The organism is Micromonospora sp. NBC_01739 (assembly GCF_035920385.1).
Lineage (GTDB): Bacteria > Actinomycetota > Actinomycetes > Mycobacteriales > Micromonosporaceae > Micromonospora.
Genome location: NZ_CP109151.1, coordinates 4218692 through 4238459 on the forward strand (window position 1 = coordinate 4218692; position 19768 = coordinate 4238459).

General features: G+C 71.7%; 22 protein-coding genes. 10 read left to right on the forward strand and 12 right to left on the reverse strand.

Annotated elements, in window-relative coordinates; translation table 11 throughout:
* Positions 1–85: 85 nt before the first annotated feature.
* Positions 86–799: an HAD family hydrolase gene (locus tag OIE53_RS18995; protein ID WP_327022876.1), complete on the forward strand. Its 714-nt coding sequence runs from the start codon at positions 86–88 to the stop codon at positions 797–799.
* Here OIE53_RS18995 and OIE53_RS19000 read toward each other — a convergent pair.
* Positions 793–1314: a hypothetical protein gene (locus OIE53_RS19000; protein WP_327022877.1), complete on the reverse strand. Its 522-nt coding sequence runs from the start codon at positions 1312–1314 to the stop codon at positions 793–795. The two genes, OIE53_RS18995 and OIE53_RS19000, sit on opposite strands and share 7 nt — an antisense overlap.
* A gap of 23 nt (positions 1315–1337) precedes the next feature.
* A complete protein-coding gene (locus OIE53_RS19005) occupies positions 1338–2207 on the reverse strand; it encodes a PhzF family phenazine biosynthesis protein (RefSeq protein ID WP_327022878.1) in 870 nt (289 codons plus the stop codon).
* Between the two features lie 33 nt (positions 2208–2240).
* On the opposite strand from OIE53_RS19005, the gene OIE53_RS19010 reads away from it, so the two are divergent.
* The 3 genes from OIE53_RS19010 (at position 2241) to OIE53_RS19020 (ending at position 5362) form a co-directional block, all read left to right on the forward strand.
* On the forward strand, positions 2241–3524 hold the full coding sequence (locus OIE53_RS19010) for a magnesium transporter MgtE N-terminal domain-containing protein (RefSeq protein ID WP_327022879.1): 1284 nt from the start codon (positions 2241–2243) through the stop codon (positions 3522–3524).
* Positions 3517–4146, forward strand: a complete 630-nt coding sequence (locus tag OIE53_RS19015) for a DUF1003 domain-containing protein (protein ID WP_327022880.1) — start codon at positions 3517–3519, stop codon at positions 4144–4146. Before OIE53_RS19010 ends, OIE53_RS19015 begins: the two co-directional genes overlap by 8 nt.
* 67 nt (positions 4147–4213) lie before the next feature.
* Complete coding sequence (locus OIE53_RS19020) at positions 4214–5362, forward strand: Mrp/NBP35 family ATP-binding protein (RefSeq protein WP_327022881.1); 1149 nt, start codon at positions 4214–4216, stop codon at positions 5360–5362.
* Positions 5363–5449: 87 nt separating this feature from the next.
* Here the strand turns inward: OIE53_RS19020 and OIE53_RS19025 are convergent, their stop codons facing one another.
* Positions 5450–5872 carry a preprotein translocase subunit TatB gene (locus tag OIE53_RS19025; RefSeq protein ID WP_327022882.1) on the reverse strand — a complete coding sequence of 141 codons (423 nt, stop codon included), beginning with the start codon at positions 5870–5872 and terminating at the stop codon, positions 5450–5452.
* A gap of 72 nt (positions 5873–5944) precedes the next feature.
* Positions 5945–7267, reverse strand: coding sequence for a S1C family serine protease (locus OIE53_RS19030; RefSeq protein WP_327022883.1), 1323 nt, complete (start codon positions 7265–7267; stop codon positions 5945–5947).
* Between the two features lie 277 nt (positions 7268–7544).
* Here OIE53_RS19030 and OIE53_RS19035 point away from each other — a divergent pair, with 277 nt between their 5' ends.
* Positions 7545–8132, forward strand: coding sequence for an O-methyltransferase (locus OIE53_RS19035; protein ID WP_327027283.1), 588 nt, complete (start codon positions 7545–7547; stop codon positions 8130–8132).
* Between the two features lie 31 nt (positions 8133–8163).
* Here the strand turns inward: OIE53_RS19035 and OIE53_RS19040 are convergent, their stop codons facing one another.
* On the reverse strand, positions 8164–9630 hold the full coding sequence (locus OIE53_RS19040) for a leucyl aminopeptidase family protein (protein WP_327022884.1): 1467 nt from the start codon (positions 9628–9630) through the stop codon (positions 8164–8166).
* 168 nt (positions 9631–9798) lie between these two features.
* The gene (locus OIE53_RS19045; protein WP_013283866.1) at positions 9799–9966 is read right to left on the reverse strand and encodes a DUF3117 domain-containing protein; all 168 of its coding nucleotides are present in this window, start codon (positions 9964–9966) and stop codon (positions 9799–9801) included.
* A 189-nt stretch (positions 9967–10155) separates the two neighbouring features.
* On the opposite strand from OIE53_RS19045, the gene OIE53_RS19050 reads away from it, so the two are divergent.
* Both OIE53_RS19050 and OIE53_RS19055 read left to right on the forward strand, forming a co-directional pair.
* Positions 10156–10980 carry a PaaX family transcriptional regulator gene (locus OIE53_RS19050; protein ID WP_327022885.1) on the forward strand — a complete coding sequence of 275 codons (825 nt, stop codon included), beginning with the start codon at positions 10156–10158 and terminating at the stop codon, positions 10978–10980.
* Positions 10977–11768, forward strand: a complete 792-nt coding sequence (locus OIE53_RS19055; RefSeq protein ID WP_327022886.1) for an enoyl-CoA hydratase-related protein — start codon at positions 10977–10979, stop codon at positions 11766–11768. Before OIE53_RS19050 ends, OIE53_RS19055 begins: the two co-directional genes overlap by 4 nt.
* A gap of 3 nt (positions 11769–11771) precedes the next feature.
* Here the strand turns inward: OIE53_RS19055 and OIE53_RS19060 are convergent, their stop codons facing one another.
* The 4 genes from OIE53_RS19060 to OIE53_RS19075 form a co-directional block, all read right to left on the reverse strand.
* The gene (locus OIE53_RS19060) at positions 11772–12398 is read right to left on the reverse strand and encodes a hypothetical protein (RefSeq protein ID WP_327022887.1); all 627 of its coding nucleotides are present in this window, start codon (positions 12396–12398) and stop codon (positions 11772–11774) included.
* Between the two features lie 4 nt (positions 12399–12402).
* The gene (locus OIE53_RS19065) at positions 12403–12990 is read right to left on the reverse strand and encodes a DNA-3-methyladenine glycosylase I (protein ID WP_327022888.1); all 588 of its coding nucleotides are present in this window, start codon (positions 12988–12990) and stop codon (positions 12403–12405) included.
* Positions 12991–13072: 82 nt separating this feature from the next.
* Complete coding sequence (locus tag OIE53_RS19070; RefSeq protein ID WP_327022889.1) at positions 13073–13570, reverse strand: SRPBCC family protein; 498 nt, start codon at positions 13568–13570, stop codon at positions 13073–13075.
* A complete protein-coding gene (locus OIE53_RS19075; protein ID WP_327022890.1) occupies positions 13567–14178 on the reverse strand; it encodes a DivIVA domain-containing protein in 612 nt (203 codons plus the stop codon). Before OIE53_RS19075 ends, OIE53_RS19070 begins: the two co-directional genes overlap by 4 nt.
* A 142-nt stretch (positions 14179–14320) precedes the next feature.
* On the opposite strand from OIE53_RS19075, the gene folP reads away from it, so the two are divergent.
* Positions 14321–15190 (forward strand): dihydropteroate synthase, encoded by an 870-nt coding sequence (gene folP, locus OIE53_RS19080; protein WP_327022891.1) that lies wholly within the window; start codon positions 14321–14323, stop codon positions 15188–15190.
* Positions 15191–15196: 6 nt separating this feature from the next.
* On the opposite strand, the gene ndhC is transcribed toward folP, so the two are convergent.
* Positions 15197–15574, reverse strand: coding sequence for an NADH-quinone oxidoreductase subunit A (gene ndhC, locus OIE53_RS19085; protein ID WP_327022892.1), 378 nt, complete (start codon positions 15572–15574; stop codon positions 15197–15199).
* A 220-nt stretch (positions 15575–15794) separates the two neighbouring features.
* On the opposite strand from ndhC, the gene OIE53_RS19090 reads away from it, so the two are divergent.
* Both OIE53_RS19090 and OIE53_RS19095 read left to right on the forward strand, forming a co-directional pair.
* Positions 15795–17642, forward strand: coding sequence for a 2-oxoacid:acceptor oxidoreductase subunit alpha (locus tag OIE53_RS19090; RefSeq protein WP_327022893.1), 1848 nt, complete (start codon positions 15795–15797; stop codon positions 17640–17642).
* A complete protein-coding gene (locus OIE53_RS19095; RefSeq protein WP_327022894.1) occupies positions 17635–18672 on the forward strand; it encodes a 2-oxoacid:ferredoxin oxidoreductase subunit beta in 1038 nt (345 codons plus the stop codon). The genes OIE53_RS19090 and OIE53_RS19095 overlap by 8 nt, the downstream gene beginning before the upstream one ends.
* A 64-nt stretch (positions 18673–18736) precedes the next feature.
* Here the strand turns inward: OIE53_RS19095 and OIE53_RS19100 are convergent, their stop codons facing one another.
* Complete coding sequence (locus OIE53_RS19100) at positions 18737–19750, reverse strand: potassium channel family protein (RefSeq protein ID WP_327022895.1); 1014 nt, start codon at positions 19748–19750, stop codon at positions 18737–18739.
* Positions 19751–19768 lie beyond the last annotated feature (18 nt).

Below are 19768 nucleotides of genomic sequence, written 5' to 3' on the forward strand. Positions count from 1 at the left end.
GACTTTCGGGCACGATCTGTCAGCGTTCGGTTACGATCACGCGCGTCCCGTCGGGACCCCTCCCTCGCGCCGGAGGCGCCTTTAGATGCCCAGGTTTCAGGCGGTGCTGTTCGACTTCTTCGGCACCCTGACCGGTCCGGTTCAGCGGGGCAGCGGCCACCGGGCCACCGCCGAGCTGCTCGGCTGCCCACCGGAGGACTTCGTCGAGGTGCTGGACCGCAGCTTCTACGAGCGCGCCTGCGGTCGCTTCGGCACCGCCGAGGCGACCCTGCGGTGGGTCTGCGAACAGGCCGGGGTGCGCCCTTCGGAAAAGGCCCTGCGGGCGGCGGTGGCCTGCCGGCAGCGGGCGATCCGGGCCGACACCCGGTTACGGGTGGACGCCGTGCCGACCCTGCGGGCCCTGCGGGACCGGGGGATGCGGACCGGGGTGATCAGCGACTGCACCCACGAACTGCCGCTGTTCCTGCCGGAACTGGCCGTAGCGCCCCTGCTGGACGTGCGGATCTTCTCCATCCAGGTGGGACGCTGCAAGCCGGACCCGGCGCTCTACCTGGCCGCCTGCGCCCGCCTGGGACTGCCGCCGAGGGACTGCCTCTATGTGGGTGACGGTGGCAGCCAGGAGTTGACCGGGGCCCAGCAGGCCGGGCTTACCGCCGTCCGGCTGGCCGCCCCCGATCTGGTCGACCATCTGGTGTTCGGGGTCGACAGCGGCTGGGTGGGCCCGGCTCTGCTCACCCTCGGTGAGGTGGTCGGACTGGTCGACAGCAGCCCGGTGACCGTGCCCCTCGCCGGTCAGTGACCGCGTACCCGGTGCAGCCGGAAGGGCTTGCGGACCTCCCGTACCGCCGGGGTGGCTCGGGGTGGCTCGGCCAGCGAGTCGGCCGGCAACCGCCCACCGTGCACCGCCTCTCCGGCCGGGGTCAGCCGCACCAGGGCGCAGTCCTCGGCCGCCCAGCGGGCCACCAGGTCGGCCGTGGGGCCGGGGGCGTTGAGCCGTTTGGCTCCCACCAGGGGAGCCAGGGTGTCCCACTCCTCGGTCCCGGGCAGCACCCGGGACACCTGGGCCGTCCAGGTGATGATCCGGCCGCCATGGTCACCGCGGAGGGTCACCTGCGCCTGGTCGGCCTCGGCCAACCCCGGCGCGGACTGCTCCCCGGGACCACTGACCACGAACAGGGCACCCTGATGTGGCACGCACCACAAGGCCAGTGCCGGGCCCTCGGCAACCGCCACCCAGGCCACCGAGGCCTTCTTCGTGGCTTCCTCGACCAGCGGGGTGTTGTGCGTGTCGGTCACCACGGCATCCTCTCCCACCAGGCCCCTCCCGTGTCGGCCGGTCAGCCGACGAAGGGCGGGATCAGGATCTCTCCCCGGGCCACCGCCATCACCTGGCCGGCCACGGTGGCGCCCAGCACCGTACCCCCGGCTGCGGTGACCGTGCAGGCCAAGGAGGAGGGCCTGCCCATCTCCACCCCCTGCCGGACGGTGTACGACGAACGCCCCTCCCCCGGCAGCAGGCCGCTGGCCACCAACCACACCCCCAGCCCCAGGGCCGCCGAGCCGGTGGCCGGATCCTCCGGCACCCCCAGGCCGGGCACGAAGACCCGGGCGTACGCGGTTTGCGAGGCGGCCTCCCAGGAGAAGACGCTGACATGCTCGATTCCGTACCGTCGTGCCGCTACCGAGTCGACCTGGGCCCGGGCCAGCGCGTCGGGGTGCACCGGCAGGAAGGGGAACTCCAGACCGCAGCCGGCCACCCGGGGCGCCGGGCCGACATGGTCGCCGGCGCTCAGACCGGCCATCTCCAGCAGCGGCTCGGGATCCAGTTCCGGCCCGAGGGTGGGCATCCCGCCGGTGAGGGTCGCACCCCCCGGGGTCACCTCGATGGGCAGCACACCGGCCCCGCACTCCTGGGTGACCTGTCCGGGCGCGAACATCCCCCGTCGGCTGGCGGTGACCGCCGCGCCCACGCTGGGGTGGCCGGCGAACGGCAGTTCCTCCACCGGGGTGAAGATCCGGGCCCGGTAGGTGGCGCCGACCTGGGTGGCGGGCAGCACGAAGACGGTCTCCGACAGGTTGAACTCCCGGGCCAGCGCCTGCATCTGCTCGGTGGCCAGCCCTTCGGCGCCGAACACCACCGCGAGCGGGTTTCCCGCGTACGGCCGATCGGTGAACACGTCCACGATCTCGTAAGCCAAGGTCGACATGTTGATAAACCCTAGGCGCTTAGGCTGGTGCGCGTGAGCACGCCGACCCGGGTCTACCTCGCCCGCCTCTCCGGAGTCGCCGTCTTCGACCCCAACGGTGACCAGGTGGGTCGGGTCCGTGACGCGGTGGCGCGGTTGCGGTCCGGCCAGCGGTCACCTGAGGTGGTGGGACTGGTCGCCGAGATGCCGATGCGTCGGCGGATCTTCCTGTCCATCAACCGGATCACCTCGATCGACGCCGACGCGGTCGTGCTGGGCAGCGGGACGCTGAACCTGCGTCGGTTCGAGAAGCGCCCCAACGAGTTGCTGGTGCTCCAGGAACTGCTGGACCGCCGGGTGCAGGTCCAACCGGAAGGCCGGGCGGGGACCGTGGTCGACGTGGCGATGGAGTGCAGCCGCAGCGGCGAGTGGTCGCTGACCCGGGTGGCGGTACGGGAGCAGACCGGCCGGCTGACCCGCCGGGGCAACCTGCACCAGGTCGAGTGGGACAACGTACGCGGACTCAGTGGGGTCGCCGACGCCCGGGGCACGGCCAACCTGCTGGCCGTGCTGGAGGACATGCGCCCGGCCGACCTGGCCAACGCGTTGCAGGACCTGCCGGACAGTCGGCGCAACGAGGTCGCGGCGGCCCTGGACGACGAGCGGCTGGCCGATGTGCTCAGCGAACTGCCCGAGCACGACCAGGTAGAGATCCTGGCCGCCCTGGACCGTGAACGGGCGGCCGACATCCTGGAGGAGATGGACCCGGACGACGCCGCCGACCTGCTCGGTGAGCTGTCCCCACCGGAGCAGGACGTGCTGCTGGACCTGATGGAACCGGGCGAGGCCGACCCGGTCCGGCAGTTGCTGAAGTACACCCCGGGTACGGCCGGCAGCGTGATGACCTCCGAACCGGTCATCCTGCCGCCGGACGCCACGGTGGCGGAGGCCCTGGCCCGGATCCGGGAGCCGCAACTGTCCCCGGCGGTGGCCGCGCAGGTGTTCGTGACCCGGGCGCCGATGACCACCCCGACCGGCCGCTACCTGGGCATGGTGCATTTCCAGCGGCTGCTGCGTGAGCCCCCCGCCGACCTGCTCGGCGGGGTGGTGGTCAACGACATCGACCCGTTGCGCCCGACCACCCCGCTGCCGGAGATCACCCGCCGGATGGCCACCTACGATCTGGTGGCCATGCCGGTGATCGACCGGAACAACCGGCTGGTGGGGGCGGTCACCGTGGACGACGTGCTGGACCATTCCCTGCCCCGGGACTGGCGGGACCGGAGCGCGGCGATGAGCACCAACCACGACCCGGCGACGGAGGGCAGGGATGTCTGAACAGCGCCGAGCGGAGCGGCTGGACCTGCCCCGGGAGCCCCGCGGGCTGAAGCTGCCCCGAATCGACCAGGAGACCTTCGGCCGTTGGGCCGAGGGCATCGCCCGGGGCATGGGTACGGCGAACTTCATCGTCTACATGACCTTGGTCATCGGGGCCTGGTTCGCCTGGAACACCCTGGCCCCGGCGGACCTGCGCTTCGACCCGTACACCTTCACCTTCCTGACCCTGGTGCTGTCGATCCAGGCCTCCTACGCGGCCCCGCTGATCCTGCTGGCCCAGAACCGGCAGGCCGACCGCGACCGGGTGGCCTCGGACGAGGACCGCCGCCGGGCGACGATGCAGAAGGCCGACACGGAGTACCTGGCCCGGGAGATCGCGGCCCTGCGGATCGCGTTGGGTGAGGTGGCGACGCGGGACTTCCTCCGCTCGGAGCTGTCCCGGCTGGCCGAGGAGTTGGACGAGGCCGCCCAGCGCCGGCAGCGGCTGGAGCGCCGCCAGCGGGAGGGTGCCGCCGGCCGGGGCGGTGGTGAGGGTCTCGACGAGCCGCGCGACGAGCTGGACGGTGATCATCCGAGGGAGGGTCGGCGGAACTCCGACACCCCCCACCAGAGGGAAACCTGATCGAGTCGCTCACAACCGCCCCCCGCTGACGCCGGTACGGGTCGGTCCCCGACGTAACATTGCCGCCATGTCAGCTCCCGTCAGCACCGTCAACGACGCTGTTCAGGCCGCCCTGGCCACCGTCAACGACCCGGAGATCCGCCGGCCGATCACCGAACTCGGCATGGTCCGCTCCGCCGAGGTCGGCGAGGACGGTGTGGTCCGGGTCGAGTTGCTGCTCACCGTGGCCGGCTGCCCGTTGAAGGACAAGCTGCGCTCGGACATCACCGCCGCGGTGAGCGCGGTGAGCGGAATCACCGGGGTCGAGATCGAATTCGGGGTGATGAGCCCGGAGCAGCGCCAGGAACTCCAGGCCAAGCTGCGCGGTGGTGGCGCCACCGAGGAGCCCGTCATCCCCTTCGCCCAGCCGGGCTCCCGCACCCGGGTGTACGCGGTGGCCAGCGGCAAGGGCGGGGTGGGCAAGTCCAGCGTGACGGTGAACCTGGCCGCCGCGCTGGCCGCCCGGGGCCTGTCCGTCGGGGTGGTCGACGCGGACATCTACGGACACTCCGTGCCCCGGATGCTCGGCGCGGACGGCCGTCCCACCCGGGTCGAAGACATGATCATGCCGCCGCAGGCGCACGGGGTGAAGGTCATCTCGATCGGCATGTTCACCTCCGGCAACGCCGCCGTGGTCTGGCGCGGGCCGATGCTGCACCGGGCGTTGCAGCAGTTCCTCGCGGACGTCTACTGGGGCGACCTCGACGTGCTGCTGCTGGACCTGCCCCCGGGCACCGGCGACGTGGCCATCTCCCTGGCCCAGTTGCTGCCCAACGCGGAGATCCTGGTGGTCACCACCCCCCAGGCCGCCGCCGCCGAGGTGGCCGAGCGGGCCGGTGCCATCGCGCTCCAGACCCACCAGCGGGTGGTCGGGGTGATCGAGAACATGTCCTGGCTGGAACTGCCGGACGGCTCCCGGATGGAGGTCTTCGGGGCGGGCGGCGGCCAGACGGTGGCCGACTCGCTGACCCAGACCATCGGGGCCCAGGTGCCGCTGCTGGGCCAGGTGCCCCTGGACACCCGGGTACGGGAGGCCGGCGACGAGGGGAACCCGATCGTGCTGGCCGAGCCGGAGTCCCCGGCGGCCAAGGCCCTGAACCAGGTAGCCGACCGGCTGGCCCTGCGCCGCGAGTCCCTGCTCGGTAAGCCCCTGGGCCTCAAGCCCTCCGGTCGCTGACCCGCGATCCTGACCAACCACACACCGCCGGCCACCTCTGAGGTGACCGGCGGTGTGGCGTAGCGGGGGTGTTCGGGGGCCGAGCGCTCAGGTGACCTCGTCGTAGCCGGCGGAACGCGGTGCCGGGGCGGGAGCGGGAGCGGGAGCGACCGGGGCGGGGTCGGGGGTCCGGGGATCCGCTGCGGTGGCCACGTTCTTGATGTCCTTCTGCACCTTCGTGACATCCGTCCGCAGATCGTCGTACATGCCCTGGAGGGGCTTGCGGATCGCCTGCTCCTCCTCCTCGCTGAGCAGGTGCTTGCGGATGAACGCCTTCGGGTGCAGGTCCTCCAGTTGGATGTCAGTGCCGAGTTCCTTGCTCAGGTCGCTGGTCGCGTTGCGGGCCATGGTGCGCAGATTGCGCACCATCCGAAGCCCGTCGCCGATCACCGCCGGCAGCCGGTCACCGAAGATCAGCAGCGCCAGCAACAGCAGCGCGCCGACCTCCCACACGTTCAGGTTCTCGAACACCCCTGGGGCCTCCTCACCGGGCTACCCAGCAAGACTACGCACGTCAGCGGCCTGCCAGAAGGGGGGACGAGGTCACTTCGCATCGGCGGCCAAGGTCACCGAAGTGTTCTGTCGACTGGACCCCCGGCGATACTCGACAGTCACCACCGAACCGGGCGCGTACTTGCGGACCAGGGCGATCAGGTCGGTCGGCTCGGTCATCGGCTTGCCGTTGAGTCGCAGGATCACGTCACCGGCCCGCAGCCCCGCACCGGCGGCCGGACCGGAGGGCTCCACCGCGGCCAGGCGCACCCCGGCCCCGCCGGTGTTCGACCCGGGTCCACCCACCTGGGCGCCGATCACCGTACGGCGGGCCTTGCCGGTGCCGATGATGTCCTGGGTGATCCGCTTCGCCTGGTTGATGGGGATGGCGAAGGCCAACCCGATGTTGCCGGCCTCCTGCCCCTCGGACACCAGGGACTTGATGGTGGAGTTGACCCCGATCACCCGCCCGGCCGCGTCCACCAGCGGGCCGCCGGAGTTGCCGTGGTTGACGGCCGCGTCGGTCTGGATGGCGGCGTAGTAGCGAGTCGGCCCCCCGGGCTCACCGGCCTGCATGGTCCGGTCCAGGGCGCTGACGATGCCCGCGGTCACCGTGTTGGCCAGGGACAGCGGCGAACCGATGGCCAGCACCGGGTCGCCGACCGCCAGCGCGTCGGAGTCACCGAACTCCACCGGACGCAGCCCGCTGCGAGTGACTTTGATCACCGCGATGTCGGATTCCTCGTCCTGCCCCACCACGGTCGCCGGGGCCGTACTGCCGTCGTTGAAGATCACCGAGGCCTTGCCGGTGCCACCGGCGACCACATGGTCGTTGGTGATCACATGCCCGTCGGCGCTGACGATGAACCCGGAACCCTCGCTGGTGCCACCGATCCCCGCCATCCGGACGGTCACCACGCTGGGCAGGACCCGCTCGGCCACCCCGGCCAGGGATTCCGGCGGACGCTGGGCCAGGGTCGGCACCGATCCCGCCGCCGCGCCGAGGACCGGCCCGGCCGCACCCCCGCGTACCGCGAAGGCGTAACCGAGGGCACCGCCCAGGGTGCCGGCCAGCAACGCCGTGATCAGGGAAATCAGCAGCATCTGGCGGAGTTTCGGAGACCCGGGGGCGTCCGGGTCGGTGACCGGTTCCGGCTCGGTTCCCGGGACCGGAGCGGCCGGAACCACCACTGCGGTCGGAGCGTACGGATCCCGCCACGGGTCAGCCAGCGCGTCGGACCACCACGGCGAGGCGACCGGCCCACCGCCGTACGGCGATGTCGTCGGTGAACCTCCCGGCGGGTGTCCAGGCCCCGGCTGTCCCGCCGGTACGCCGCTTGCCCCGGGCTGGCGCCAGTCCCAGCCGTCGGTCACTCGGTGCCTCCCAGTCCGTCCCCGGTATCCACGATCCGCGATGGACGCCGTCGGACGGGCGGTCGACGGGATACCGCTTCCAGGATTGCACGGATGTGCCGCGTGGGGTCAGCGGTTGTCGCCTCGGGTGGGTGCCCGGCTGCGCCCGTGGCGGGTCACCTCTAGAGTCACAGTGCCCGGCCACCCCTTCCCGCTCGCTGCCCGGAGGTGTCCCATCGCCACGGTCGCTGGTTCCGGCAGTTCGGTGAACCCGGCGTTGCACTTCGCCGAGTCGTACGTGCCGGAGGACCTAGTGCTGCGGACCGCGCGCAGCCTGGCCAACGAGGTAGGCCTCGACGCGGTCACCCCCGGGGCGGGTGCCGCCCTGCGCCTGCTGGCCGCCGCCGGCAACGCCCGCGCGGTGGTCGAGATCGGCACCGGCACCGGGGTCAGCGGGGTGTGGCTGTTGCGGGGCATGCAGGCCAACGGGGTGCTCACCACCATCGACCTGGAGGTGGAGCACCAGCGCATCGCCCGGCGTATCTTCACCGAGGCGGGCTTCGTCGCCGGCCGGACCCGGATCATCACCGGCCGGGCCCGGGAGGTCCTGCCCCGGCTCGCGGACGGCGCGTACGACCTGGTCTTCTTCGACGCGGACGCCACCGGCTTCTCGGCCTGTGTGGACGCCGCCCTGCGGCTGCTGCGGCCCGGCGGGGTGCTGGTGCTCAACGGTGCCCTGGCCGGCGGCCGGATCGGTGATCCGGCCGCCCGCGACGCGGAGACCGTGACGGTGCGGGAGACCATCAAGGCCCTCCGCGAGTCGGAGCACTGGATTCCGACCCTGTTGCCGGTCGGGCACGGCCTGCTGGCCGCGGTCCGCTGCTGAGCCCGGCCTCAGGGGCCGGGCACCGCCGCGTTCAGGACAGGGTGGCCAGCCACCGCAGCAGGCCGCGTACTCCCCAGCCGGTAGCACCCCGGGTCAGTTCCGCCTCGTCCCGCTCGCACCAGGAGGGGGCCGACATGTCGATGTGCAGCCACTTCTCCCGCAGGTCGCCGGTGAACTCGCGCAGGTAGAGGGCGGCCAGCACGGAACCGGCGCCCTGGGTGGGTGCGCTGTGCAGGTCGGCCAGTTCGCTGCCGAGGTGCTCGACGTAGTCGGCCGGCAGCGGCATCCGCCAGGCGGCCTCACCGGCTGCGGCCACGGCGGCCAGCATGTCCTCGGCCAGTTGGTCGTTGTCGCTGTACAGGGCACCGGTACGCATGCCCAGGGCTACGGCGTTCGCCCCGGTCAGGGTGGCCAGGTCGATCAGCAGGTCGGGCTTGAGCTCGGCGACGGCGTACGCCATCGCGTCGGCGAGCACCAGCCGCCCCTCGGCGTCGGAGTTCGTCGTCTCGCTGGTCAACCCACCGTAGTGCCGGACGATGTCGCCGGGTCGGAAGGCGGCACCGCTGACCATGTTCTCGGCCAACGGGGCCAGGGTGGTTATCCGTACGGGCAGCCGCAGGGCCGCCGCACCCAGGGTCGCCGCCACCACGGCCGCCGCTCCGGCCATGTCCTTACGCATCAGCTTCATGGCCGGCACCGGCTTGATCGAGATGCCGCCGGTGTCGAAGGTGATGCCCTTGCCGACCAGGACCACATGGGTGTCGGCCTCGGCCGGCTGCCAGGACAGCTCGACCAGTCGGGGGCCGCTGGCCGAGCCCCCACCCACGGCGAGGATCCCGCCGAAGCCCTCGGCGGCCAGTTCCTCGGGCTCGCGTACCCGCAGCCGCAGTCCGGGTCGATCGGCGGCGGCCTCGGCCACCTGGCCGGCGAACCACTGCGGGTTCTTCATCGACGAGGGGGCGTTGGTGAGGTCCCGGGCCAGCCGGGTCATCTCGGCCGTGGTGCGGGCCACCTCCACCGCCTGCTGGTAGGCCTCCGGCTCGGCGACCGCCAGATCCACCCCGGTCAGCGCGGGTGGCTCGGGGTCGGCGCCCAGCCGGTATCGGTAGGAGGCCAGGAGCAGCCCCTCGACCAGGCCACGGACCGCCTCCGGGGTAGCCCCGGTCGGCAGCATTACTGTGAGATAGGTCTCATTCTTGCCGGCGCGGGCCAGGGCCGCTCCCGCGGAGCGCCACCCCGCCTCATCGCCCTCCCCGATGCCGACCAGCAGCAGGCGGGCCGGAGTCGAGCCAGGTCGCAGCTGTCGGTGGGCCTCACCGGCCCGTCCGGTCAGCCCGATCATCGAAGCCAGCGCGGTGGCCTCGTCGGCCACCCCGTGGGGTAACGCCACCGCGGTCGGGACCGGTTCGGCCGAGGCGGTGTCGGTGGCACCGGGACGAAGGGGCAGCGCTACGGCGTCGAGCTGGTCCGGCTCGGCGATCAGACGAATGGCGAGCACGCGGAGCCGTACCTCCTGAAGACGATGTGGGTGGAATCGCCCACATAATGGGATGAAGGCCCTGAACCATCGGGCGAGCCGATGGCTCAGGGCCTGGGCACGACTACCGCAGCCGCGCCCAAGACGAACCGTCCGCAGCGGCGATCGTCGCCGATCACACCCGCCGGCTCAGCCGGCAGCCGCCTTCAGCGCGTCACCGAGCGCCGTCGCCTCGTCGGGAGTCATCTCGACGACGAGCCGGCCACCGCCCTCCAGCGGGACCCGCATGACGATGCCCCGGCCCTCCTTGGTGACTTCCAGCGGACCGTCGCCCGTCCGCGGCTTCATCGCCGCCATGTTGTCTCCCCTCAGACCTACATCAGGGTCGGTGGGTTGCCCCACAGCCACTTCGCCACGACCACCCGCAACTTGCACGGGGGGCCGACTAACGATTTTCCCTGATGAACACCGCCGGACCCAAACCGAAGCAGCATTGATGTAACAGCATCTAGCTTATCCCGAGATGGCCTGTCACAATGTGCGGTCATGCAGGCACGGTCGGCACTATTCGACCTGTACGGCGACCACCTCCGGCCCCGGGGTGGCCGGGCACCGGTTGCTGCCCTGGTCAAACTCCTGGCGCCGCTCGGGATCGCCCCACCGGCCGTGCGGACCGCGGTGTCCCGCATGGTGCGACAAGGCTGGCTCGAACCGGTCAAAATGCTGTCCGGTCCCGGATATTCGATCACACCGAAGGCGGCACGCCGACTCGACGAGGCCGCCTCCCGGATCTACCGCACCGGCCGGGTCACCTGGGACGGCCGGTTCGATCTTCTGGTGCTCGACGCCCCCTCCGCCCGGCGGGACCGCCAGCGCCTGGCCGCCAACCTGCGCTACCTCGGCTACGGCACCCTGGACGAGCAGATCTGGGTGGCCACCCGGCCCGGCGAGGATGTCGACCTGCTGCTGGACGAGGCGGGGGTGAGCTTCGAGCGGTTCAGCGCCGCGCACGCCGCCGGCACCCCCGGGGCGATGGGCCTGGTGCGCCGGGCCTGGGACCTGGCCGAGATCGGCCGGGCCTACGAGCAGTTCGTCGCCGAGCAGCGCACCCTGCTGACCGGGATCACCGCCCGCAGCGGCGACGAGGAGGCGTACGCGGCCAGATTCCGGTTGGTGCACGCGTGGCGTACCTTCCTCTTCCGGGACCCGCAGCTGCCCCCGGCGCTGCTGCCCGAACGTTGGCCCGGCACCGCCGCGGCCAGCTTCTTCGACCGCCACGCGGCCCGGCTCCGGCCGGCTGCGGACCGGTACGTCGAGCAGTGCCTCGACAGTGGTAACCGGATGATCCGACAGAAGGAACGCCAGCCGTGACCGAAGCGCTGCTCGTCGACCGCACCGACGCCGTCGTCACCCTCACCCTGAACCGCCCGTCCGCGATGAACTCGCTGAACGTGGAGCTCAAGGAGGCGCTGCGGGACACCCTGGCCGAGCTGGAGGCCGACCGGAGCTGCCGGGCGGTGGTGCTGGCCGGGGCCGGCAAATCCTTCTGCGCGGGGCAGGATCTGCGCGAACACGTGGCCACCCTGGAATCGGGCAGCACCAACTCCCTGGACACCGTCCAGGTGCACTACAACCCGATCGCCGCCCGGCTGTCCAGCCTGCCCAAGCCGGTGGTGGCCGCCGTCCGGGGAATGGCCGCCGGAGCCGGGGCCTCCCTGGCCTTCCTGGCCGACATCCGGATCGGAGGGCCCTCGACCAGCTTCCTGATGGCCTTCGCCAAGGTGGGGCTGGCCGCCGACACCGGCGCCTCGTGGACCCTGCCCCGGCTGGTCGGCCACGCCAAGGCCGTGGAGCTGCTGATGCTCGCCGAGCCGGTACGCGCCGAGGAGGCCTGCCGACTCGGCCTGCTCAACCGAATCGTGGAGGACGACGAGGGGGTGCTGTCGGCCGCCCAGGAACTCGCCGCCCGACTCGCCGCCGGCCCCACCGTGGCCTACGGCGCGATCAAGCGTCAGCTCTCCGTCGCCGACGCCGGCACCCTGGCCGACGCCCTGGCGGCCGAGGCCCAGGCCCAGGCGATCTGCGGCGGCACCGCCGACCACCGGGCGGCCACCATGGCCTTCGTCAACAAGCAACCGGCCGTCTTCGAGGGCCGCTGAGGCTTAGTCGTCCTCTTCCGGGTCCTGGTTGGCCTCGGCGCCGAGCACGAAGGCCTGCATGGCCAGCTCGTCACCGTAGGGGGAGACGAAGGCGGGCAGCTCCTGGGGGCCGAGTTCCTGCACGTACGCCCAGAACAGCCGGACCGCCTCGGCCCGGGAGTCGGCCTCGATCGGCAGGTCCAGGCTGACCAGCCAGGACTGCCGCTGCGGTGGCGGGCCCAGCCGGTCGACCAGATCCTGGAAGGCTCCGGGGTCCAGGGCGGTCACCGGGCCGTCGAGGGCCAGGGTGTCGGCCGGCACCGGTTCGTCGAAGGCCCGTCGGGTGTACGTCACCACCAGGGTCTGCGGCCCCGGGTCGGACTGGGGGTCGTCCGGATCCTCCGTGGGCCGGAGGGTCGGGGTGGCCACCCGGCCCACCGCCACCAGTCGCAGCGGCTCATCGGCCAGCACCGCGACCTGGTCACCGGGGCTCGGCAGGGCGGCGACCTCGGCCAGCCCGGTCAGCTCCAGCGTGTCATGGTGCACTAGCCGCTCGGCGTCGTACCGGCCGGCGGGCAGCAGCACGGCCCAGGTGCCCGTACCGTCCGTCGGGTTCGCCCCGGCCACCCGGGGTGCGGTGTCGGTCGTCATGCCGCTATCCCATCACGCTCGAACCGGCCGGCACGACGTGACAGCCCGCGAGGTGATCGTCGACCATCCCGGTGGCCTGCATCAGGGCGTACGCCGTGGTCGGGCCGACGAACCGGAAATCCCGCCGCTTGAGGGCCTTGGCCATCGCGGTGGAGGCCTCCGTCAGGGCCGGCACCTCGGCGAGGCTGGCGGGCCGGGGGCGGGGCGGGGGCGCGAAGGACCAGAGCAACTCGGACAGGCCCTCGGGCAGCTCCAGGGCGGCCCGGGCGTTCGCGATCGCCGCCTCGATCTTGGCGCGGTTACGGACGATCCCGGCGTCGGCCAGCAGCCGGTCCACCTCGGCCTCGCCGTACTCCGCGACCGCGCCGATCCGGAAGTCGTCGAAGGCCCGCCGGAAGGCCGGCCGCTTGCGCAGGATGGTCAGCCAGGACAGCCCGGACTGGAAGGCCTCCAGGGTCATCCGCTCGTAGAGGGCGTCGTCGCCGCGTACCGAGCGACCCCACTCCTCGTCGTGGTAGACGGCGTAGTCGGCAGTGCCCGCGCCCCAGGCACAGCGGGATAATCCATCGGCCCCGATCATCAGGTCAGTCACCCCACCAGGCTAGGCCCGCCCACCGACAGACCGCCGCCCCGGTCGGCTCCGTGGTGGTCGGCTCCCGCCCTGCCGGGCGCGATCAGGGCAGGCGACCCTGCTCGATCTGCCGGGCCAGCCGCCGCAGTGCCTTGCTCAGACCGAACTTGGAGCCCGGCCAGAGCACCGGCCAGGCCACCCGGCCGGCCGGACCGCCCGGCAGGTGGAACCACTCGTGCCAGACCACCTGGCTGCGTCCGCTGGCCAACTGGGTGCAGCGCAGCACCCCCGGGCCACGCAGCAGGGTGCCGCAGTGCACCACCCCGATCTCGTACGGCGCGTCCACCCGGACCACCCGCATCCGGTCCCGCAGCACGGCCGGGCCCAGGGTGGTGACCGCCTCCACCAGGCTGCCCTCGCCACCGTCGCCCTCGACCACCCGCACGGTGGTGAAGGGAATCCACTCGGACTGCCGTTCCCAGGCCAGCAGGGCCGCGAAGACCCGCTCGGCGGGGGCGTTGACGATGACGCTGGCGGTCACCTCACCGGCGCCCCGCTGGGCCGCCTCCCGAAGCTCGTCCGGCGCACCGGGGTCGGTCACGGCGAGTCCGCGCGCACCGCGGCCGCCCGCGGCTCCTCCTGCGCGACCTCGTCGTCCGTCTTCCCGGCCGAGTCGGCCGCCTTTGCTGAATCGGTCGCCTGCGCCGGGTCGGTCGCCTTGGCCGGGTCGGTTGCTTTCGCAGCCGGGTCGGTAGACCCGGCGTCCAGCTCGCCCAGGTCGATCTCGCCCGCCTCGGCGGTGTCGCCTTCCTTGGCCGCCTCGGTGTCCGGGGCCGGGCCACGGGCCAGGCTGGCGGACTGCTCACGGGCGGTACGCAGGGCGTCGGCCTCGGCCATCCGTCCCTCCCGCAGCGCGGTCACCTCGGCCTCCAGCACCCCGATCAGCTCGGTCTTGTACCCGATGTCGTAGGCCGCCCGGCGCATCGCCTGGTCGACCTGGGCCATCCGGTACCCGCGCAGGGTGGTGTCGAAGCGCACCTCGCCGACGTCGGACTCGCGCAGTGGTCGGTCGCCCGGCAAGGGCACCCCCCGCCCGTCCGCCTCGGCGGGCACCAGGCCGGGATCCCGGCCGGTCGCCACGAGCGTCACGCCGAACACCACCGCCGCGACGGTGACCGCCACGACCAGCAGGAGCAGAAGCTGATCCATGCACTGATCGTGGCATGTTCCGCGGTGCGGAGCGACCCCACTCGGCGCGCCGGACCGCAGCGGCCCCGCGACCTGCGACCGGATAGCGTCACGGTGTCCGGCAAACGGCCAGCCGGGCGGCGTACGGCGTGAAGGAGGCGGCGTGTCCGGGGTGCTGCGACTCGGTGGACGCACGTTCGACCCCGACGAGCTGGTGGTGATGGCGATCGTCAACCGCACCCCGGACTCGTTCTTCGACCGGGGCGCGACCTTCGCCGCCGACAGCGCCCTGCGGGCGGTGGAGCGGGCCGTGACCGAGGGGGCGGAGATCGTCGACATCGGCGGGGTGAAGGCCGGCCCCGGTGCCGAGGTCGACGTCGCCGAGGAGATCCGTCGGACGGTCGACACCATCGCCGCCGTCCGGGCCGCCTTCCCCGACCTGGTGATCTCGATCGACACCTGGCGGGCCGAGGTGGCCGTGGAGGCGGTGGCGGCCGGGGCGGACCTGCTCAACGACACCTGGTCGGGGGCGGATCCCGCGCTGGCCCAGGTGGCCGCCCGCACCGGCGCCGGCCTGGTCTGCTCGCACGCCGGAGGGCTGAGCCCGCGTACCCGCCCGCACCGGGCCGCCTTCGCCGACGTGGTGGCCGACGTGGTGACGACCGTTACCGGGCTCGCCGAACGGGCGGTCTCCCTGGGGGTACGCCCCGACGGGATCCTGATCGACCCGGCGCACGACTTCGGCAAGAACACCCGGCACTCGCTGGAGATCACCCGACGCCTCGGCGAACTGACCGCCACCGGCTGGCCCCTGCTGGTGGCCCTGTCGAACAAGGACTTCGTCGGCGAGACGCTGGACCTGCCGGTGGCCGAGCGGCTGGAGGGCACCCTGGCCGCCACCGCGGTCTCCGCCTGGCTGGGTGCCCGGGTCTTCCGCGCCCACCAGGTGCTCCAGACCCGCCGGGTGCTGGACATGGTCGCCAGCATCAAGGGCAGCCGCCCACCCGCGCTGAGCCGACGAGGGCTCGCCTGAACCGGCTCAGGTCCAGTGCAGGATCCGCCGCCGCCAGGCGTAGAGCAGGCCCAGGGCGAGCACGGCCACGAAGATCGCCATCTCCACGACGGTGACCAAGCCGAAGTCCGGACGATCGAAGATCAACGCCCAGGGGAAGAGGAAGACCGCCTCGACGGCGAAGAGCACGTACAGGTAGGCGTAGACGTAGTAGCGGATCTGCATCTGCGCCCAGTCCCCGCCGACCGGGTCGACTCCGCTTTCGTAACTAGTTCGCTTTCCGGGCGGATCGGCCGGTCTAGCGGGCCGCAGCACCCGGTTCGCCGAGAAGGCAACGACGAAGAACAGGACGCTGACGAGCAGCAGCAGCCCGAGCGTCGCGTACGAGCCCAGATAGCCGGTCACAGGAGGTCAGCCTACCGGCCGCCGGTCCGGGGCACGACCGACAGCGCGGCGGTGATCTGGATTACCCAGAGGGCGCGAAACGGCGCAACACGCCGCATAAACCCACACAATCCAGTCCCAGTCGACGGACCTCCGGCAAAGGTGCGAGGCCGATTCGACGTAGGCTCTCGGGTGAGGACGACGCGCCGCACCGCGGCGCGCAGCGAAGCGAGGTGCGGGCGTGACCAAGCAGATCCGCCAACTGGACCGGGTGGTCATTCGATTCGCCGGTGACTCCGGCGACGGCATGCAGCTCACCGGTGACCGGTTCACCTCGGAGACAGCTCAGTTGGGCAACGACATCTCCACCCTGCCCAACTTCCCGGCCGAGATCCGGGCCCCCGCCGGCACCCTGCCGGGCGTGTCGAGCTTCCAGGTGCACTTCGCCGACTACGACATCCTGACCCCGGGCGACGCACCGAACGTCCTGGTGGCGATGAATCCGGCCGCCCTGAAGGCGAACCTCGCCGACCTGCCCCGGGGTGCGGACATCATCGTCAACACCGACGAGTTCACCAAGCGCAACCTGGCCAAGGTCGGGTACGCCAGCAGCCCGCTGGACGACGACACCCTCGCCGGGTACGCCGTGCACCCGGTGGCGCTGACCTCGATGACCATCGGTGCCCTGGCCGACCTCGACGTGTCGAAGAAGGACGCCGAGCGGGCCAAGAACATGTTCGCCCTGGGCCTGCTGAGCTGGATGTACTCCCGGCCATACGCCTCGACCCTGCGGTTCCTGGAGCGCAAGTTCGCCAAGCGTCCGGAACTGGTCGCGGCGAACGTGGCCGCCTTCAAGGCCGGCTGGAACTTCGGCGAGACCACGGAGGACTTCGCCGTCCGGTACGAGGTCAAGCCGGCCAAGATGCCCCCGGGCACCTACCGCAACATCACCGGTAACGCGGCCCTGTCGCTGGGCATCGTGGCCGCCGGGGTCCGCTCCGGTCTGCCGGTCTTCCTCGGGGCATACCCGATCACCCCGGCCTCGGACATCCTGCACGAGCTGAGCAAGCACAAGCGCCTGGGCGTCACCACCATGCAGGCCGAGGACGAGATCGCCGCGGTCGGCGCCGCCCTGGGTGCCTCGTACGGCGGCGCCCTGGGTGTGACCACGACCAGCGGCCCCGGGGTGGCCCTCAAGAGCGAGACCATCTCCCTGGCGGTGGCCCTGGAGCTGCCGCTGCTCATCGTCGATGTGCAGCGCGCCGGCCCGTCCACCGGTATGCCGACCAAGACCGAGCAGGCCGACCTGAACATGGCCCTGTTCGGCCGGCACGGTGAGGCCCCGGTGGCGGTGATCGCCCCGAAGTCCCCCTCCGACTGCTTCTACGCGGCACTGGAGGCGGCCCGGATCGCGTTGACCTACCGCACTCCGGTGATCCTGCTGTCGGACAACTACGTCGCCAACGGTTCCGAGCCCTGGCTGCTGCCGGAGGTGGAGTCCCTGCCCGACCTGCGGGTCGAGTTCGCCACCGCGCCCAACGGCGAGGACGGCACGACCTTCCTGCCGTACCTGCGGGATCCGCAGACCCTGGCCCGGCCCTGGGCCATCCCGGGCACCCCTGGCCTGGAGCACCGCATCGGCGGGCTGGAGAAGGCCGACAAGACCGGCGACATTTCCTACGACCCGGCCAACCACGACTTCATGGTGCGTACCCGGGCCGCCCGGATCGAGGCCATCCCGGTGCCGGACGTCGAGGTGGAGGACCCCGACGGCGACGCCCGGGTGCTGGTACTCGGCTGGGGTTCGACGTACGGCCCGATCGGCGCCGCCTGCCGGGCCCTGCGCCAGCGCGGCCTGCCGGTAGCGCAGGCACACCTGCGACACCTCGCGCCGATGCCGGCGAACCTGGGCTCGGTGCTGCGCTCCTACGACCGGGTGGTCATCCCCGAGATGAACCTCGGCCAGCTCGCCCAGGTGATCCGGGCGCGCTACCTGGTCGACGCGATCGGCTACAACCAGGTCCGCGGCCTGCCGTTCACCGCCGCCGAGCTGGAGACGATGCTGGAAGAGGTCCTGAAGAATGTCTGAGCCCGTCGCCCTGAAGCTCACCGCCAAGGACTTCAAGTCCGACCAGGAGGTGCGCTGGTGCCCCGGTTGCGGTGACTACGCCATCCTGGCGGCCGTCCAGCAGTTCATGCCGGAGCTGAACATCCCCCGGGAGAACATCGTCTTCGTCTCGGGCATCGGCTGCTCGTCGCGCTTCCCGTACTACATGAACACCTACGGGATGCACTCGATCCACGGCCGGGCCCCGGCGATCGCCACCGGCCTGTCGGTGTCCCGTCCGGACCTGTCGGTCTGGGTGGTGACCGGTGACGGTGACGCCCTCTCCATCGGCGGCAACCACCTGATCCACGCCCTGCGCCGCAACGTCAACCTGAAGATCCTGTTGTTCAACAACCGGATCTACGGCCTGACCAAGGGGCAGTACAGCCCGACCTCCGAGGTCGGCAAGATCACCAAGTCGACCCCGGTCGGCTCGGCGGATGCGCCCTTCAACCCGATCTCGCTGGCGCTGGGGGCGGAGGCCACCTTCGTCGGCCGCACCATCGACTCCGACCGCAAGCATCTCCAGTCGGTGCTGCGGGCCGCCGCCGAGCACGAGGGCTCGGCCTTCGTGGAGATCTACCAGAACTGCAACATCTTCAACGACGGGGCCTTCGACCAGCTCAAGGATCCGGGCATCCGGGACGACCACCTGATCCGCCTGGAGCACGGCCAGCCGATCACCTTCGGCAAGGACGGGCAGTTCTGCGTCGTACACCCCCCGGGTGGGTTCGGGCTGGAGGTCCGGGAGACCGCCGGCACCCCCACCGAGGAGATCGTCGTGCACGACGCCGGGGTGGCCGATCCGGCGTACGCCTTCGCGCTGTCCCGGCTGCCCGGGTTCGACCTGCGCAACACCCCCATCGGGGTGTTCCGCTCGGTGTCCCGGCCCTCCTACGACAGTGTGGTGCAGGCTCAGGTGGCCGAGGCCAAGGCCACGGCCACCGAGACCCCGGAGCAGCAGCTGGCCGGCCTGCTGGGCAGCGGCGACACCTGGACCATCGTCGGCTGACGACCGCATGTCGAAGGGGGCGGGCCGGAACCGGCCCGTCCCCTTCGCTGCTGGAGCGGCCGGTTCAGGGCAGGGTGTGGGACGTGGGCCGATCGTCGCGTACGTAGACCAACATGTCGCCGGTCTCCACGACCGCGCCCGCCTGGTCCGCCAGGGTGACCACCTTGCCCCGCCGGACCAGCGCGATCACCAGCGAGTCCAGCTCCCGGGGATTGCGGCCCACCTCCTGCCGTTCGGCCGAGCGCATGGCCAGCGCCATGCCCTGGCCGGGGGTCAGCAGGTCCTCCACCACGTCGATCAGGGGTGGGGCGGAGGTGGACAGGCCGAGCAGCCGACCGGCCGTGGCCGAGGAGACGATCACATGGTGGGCGCCGCTCTGCTTGAGCAGGGGGGCGTTCTCCGCCTCCCGGGCGGCGGCGATGATCCGTACCTGACCGGCGGTCAGTTGGCGTACGGTCAACGCCACCAGCACGGAGGCGTCGTCGCTGTCCGTCGCGATGATCACCGCTTTGGCGGTCCGCACATGGGCCTGGTTGAGCACCGAGGAACGGGTCGCCGAGCCCTCGATGGCGACCAACCCGTTCGAGGTGGCCTGGCGCAGCGCCGACCCGTTGCGTTCCACCACGACGATCCGGGACTTGTCCAGCCCGTTCTCCTGTAGTGCGGAGATCGCGCTGCGCCCCTTCGTGCCGTAGCCGCAGATGATGACGTGGTCCTTCAATTTTCTCTCCCACCGGTGCAGACGGCGCCCGGTCCGGTACTGCTCGGTCAGCACCTCCAGGGTGGTGCCGACCAGGATGATCAGGAACAGCACCCGGGCCGGGGTGATGAGCAGGACGTTCACCAGCCGAGCGGCCTGGGTGGCCGGCACGATGTCGCCGTAGCCGGTGGTCGACAACGAGACCACCGCGTAGTAGAAGCAGTCCAGCAGGGTCAGGCCGTCGCCGTTGATGTCGCGGTACTGGTCGCGTTCTAGATAGACCACCGCGACCACCAGGAGCACCAGCCCGACGGCGGCGGCCAACCGTAGGCTCAGCGCGCTCAGCGGGCCCCGCCGCTGCGCGGGAAAATGGATCACCGGGGGACCTGCCCCGCC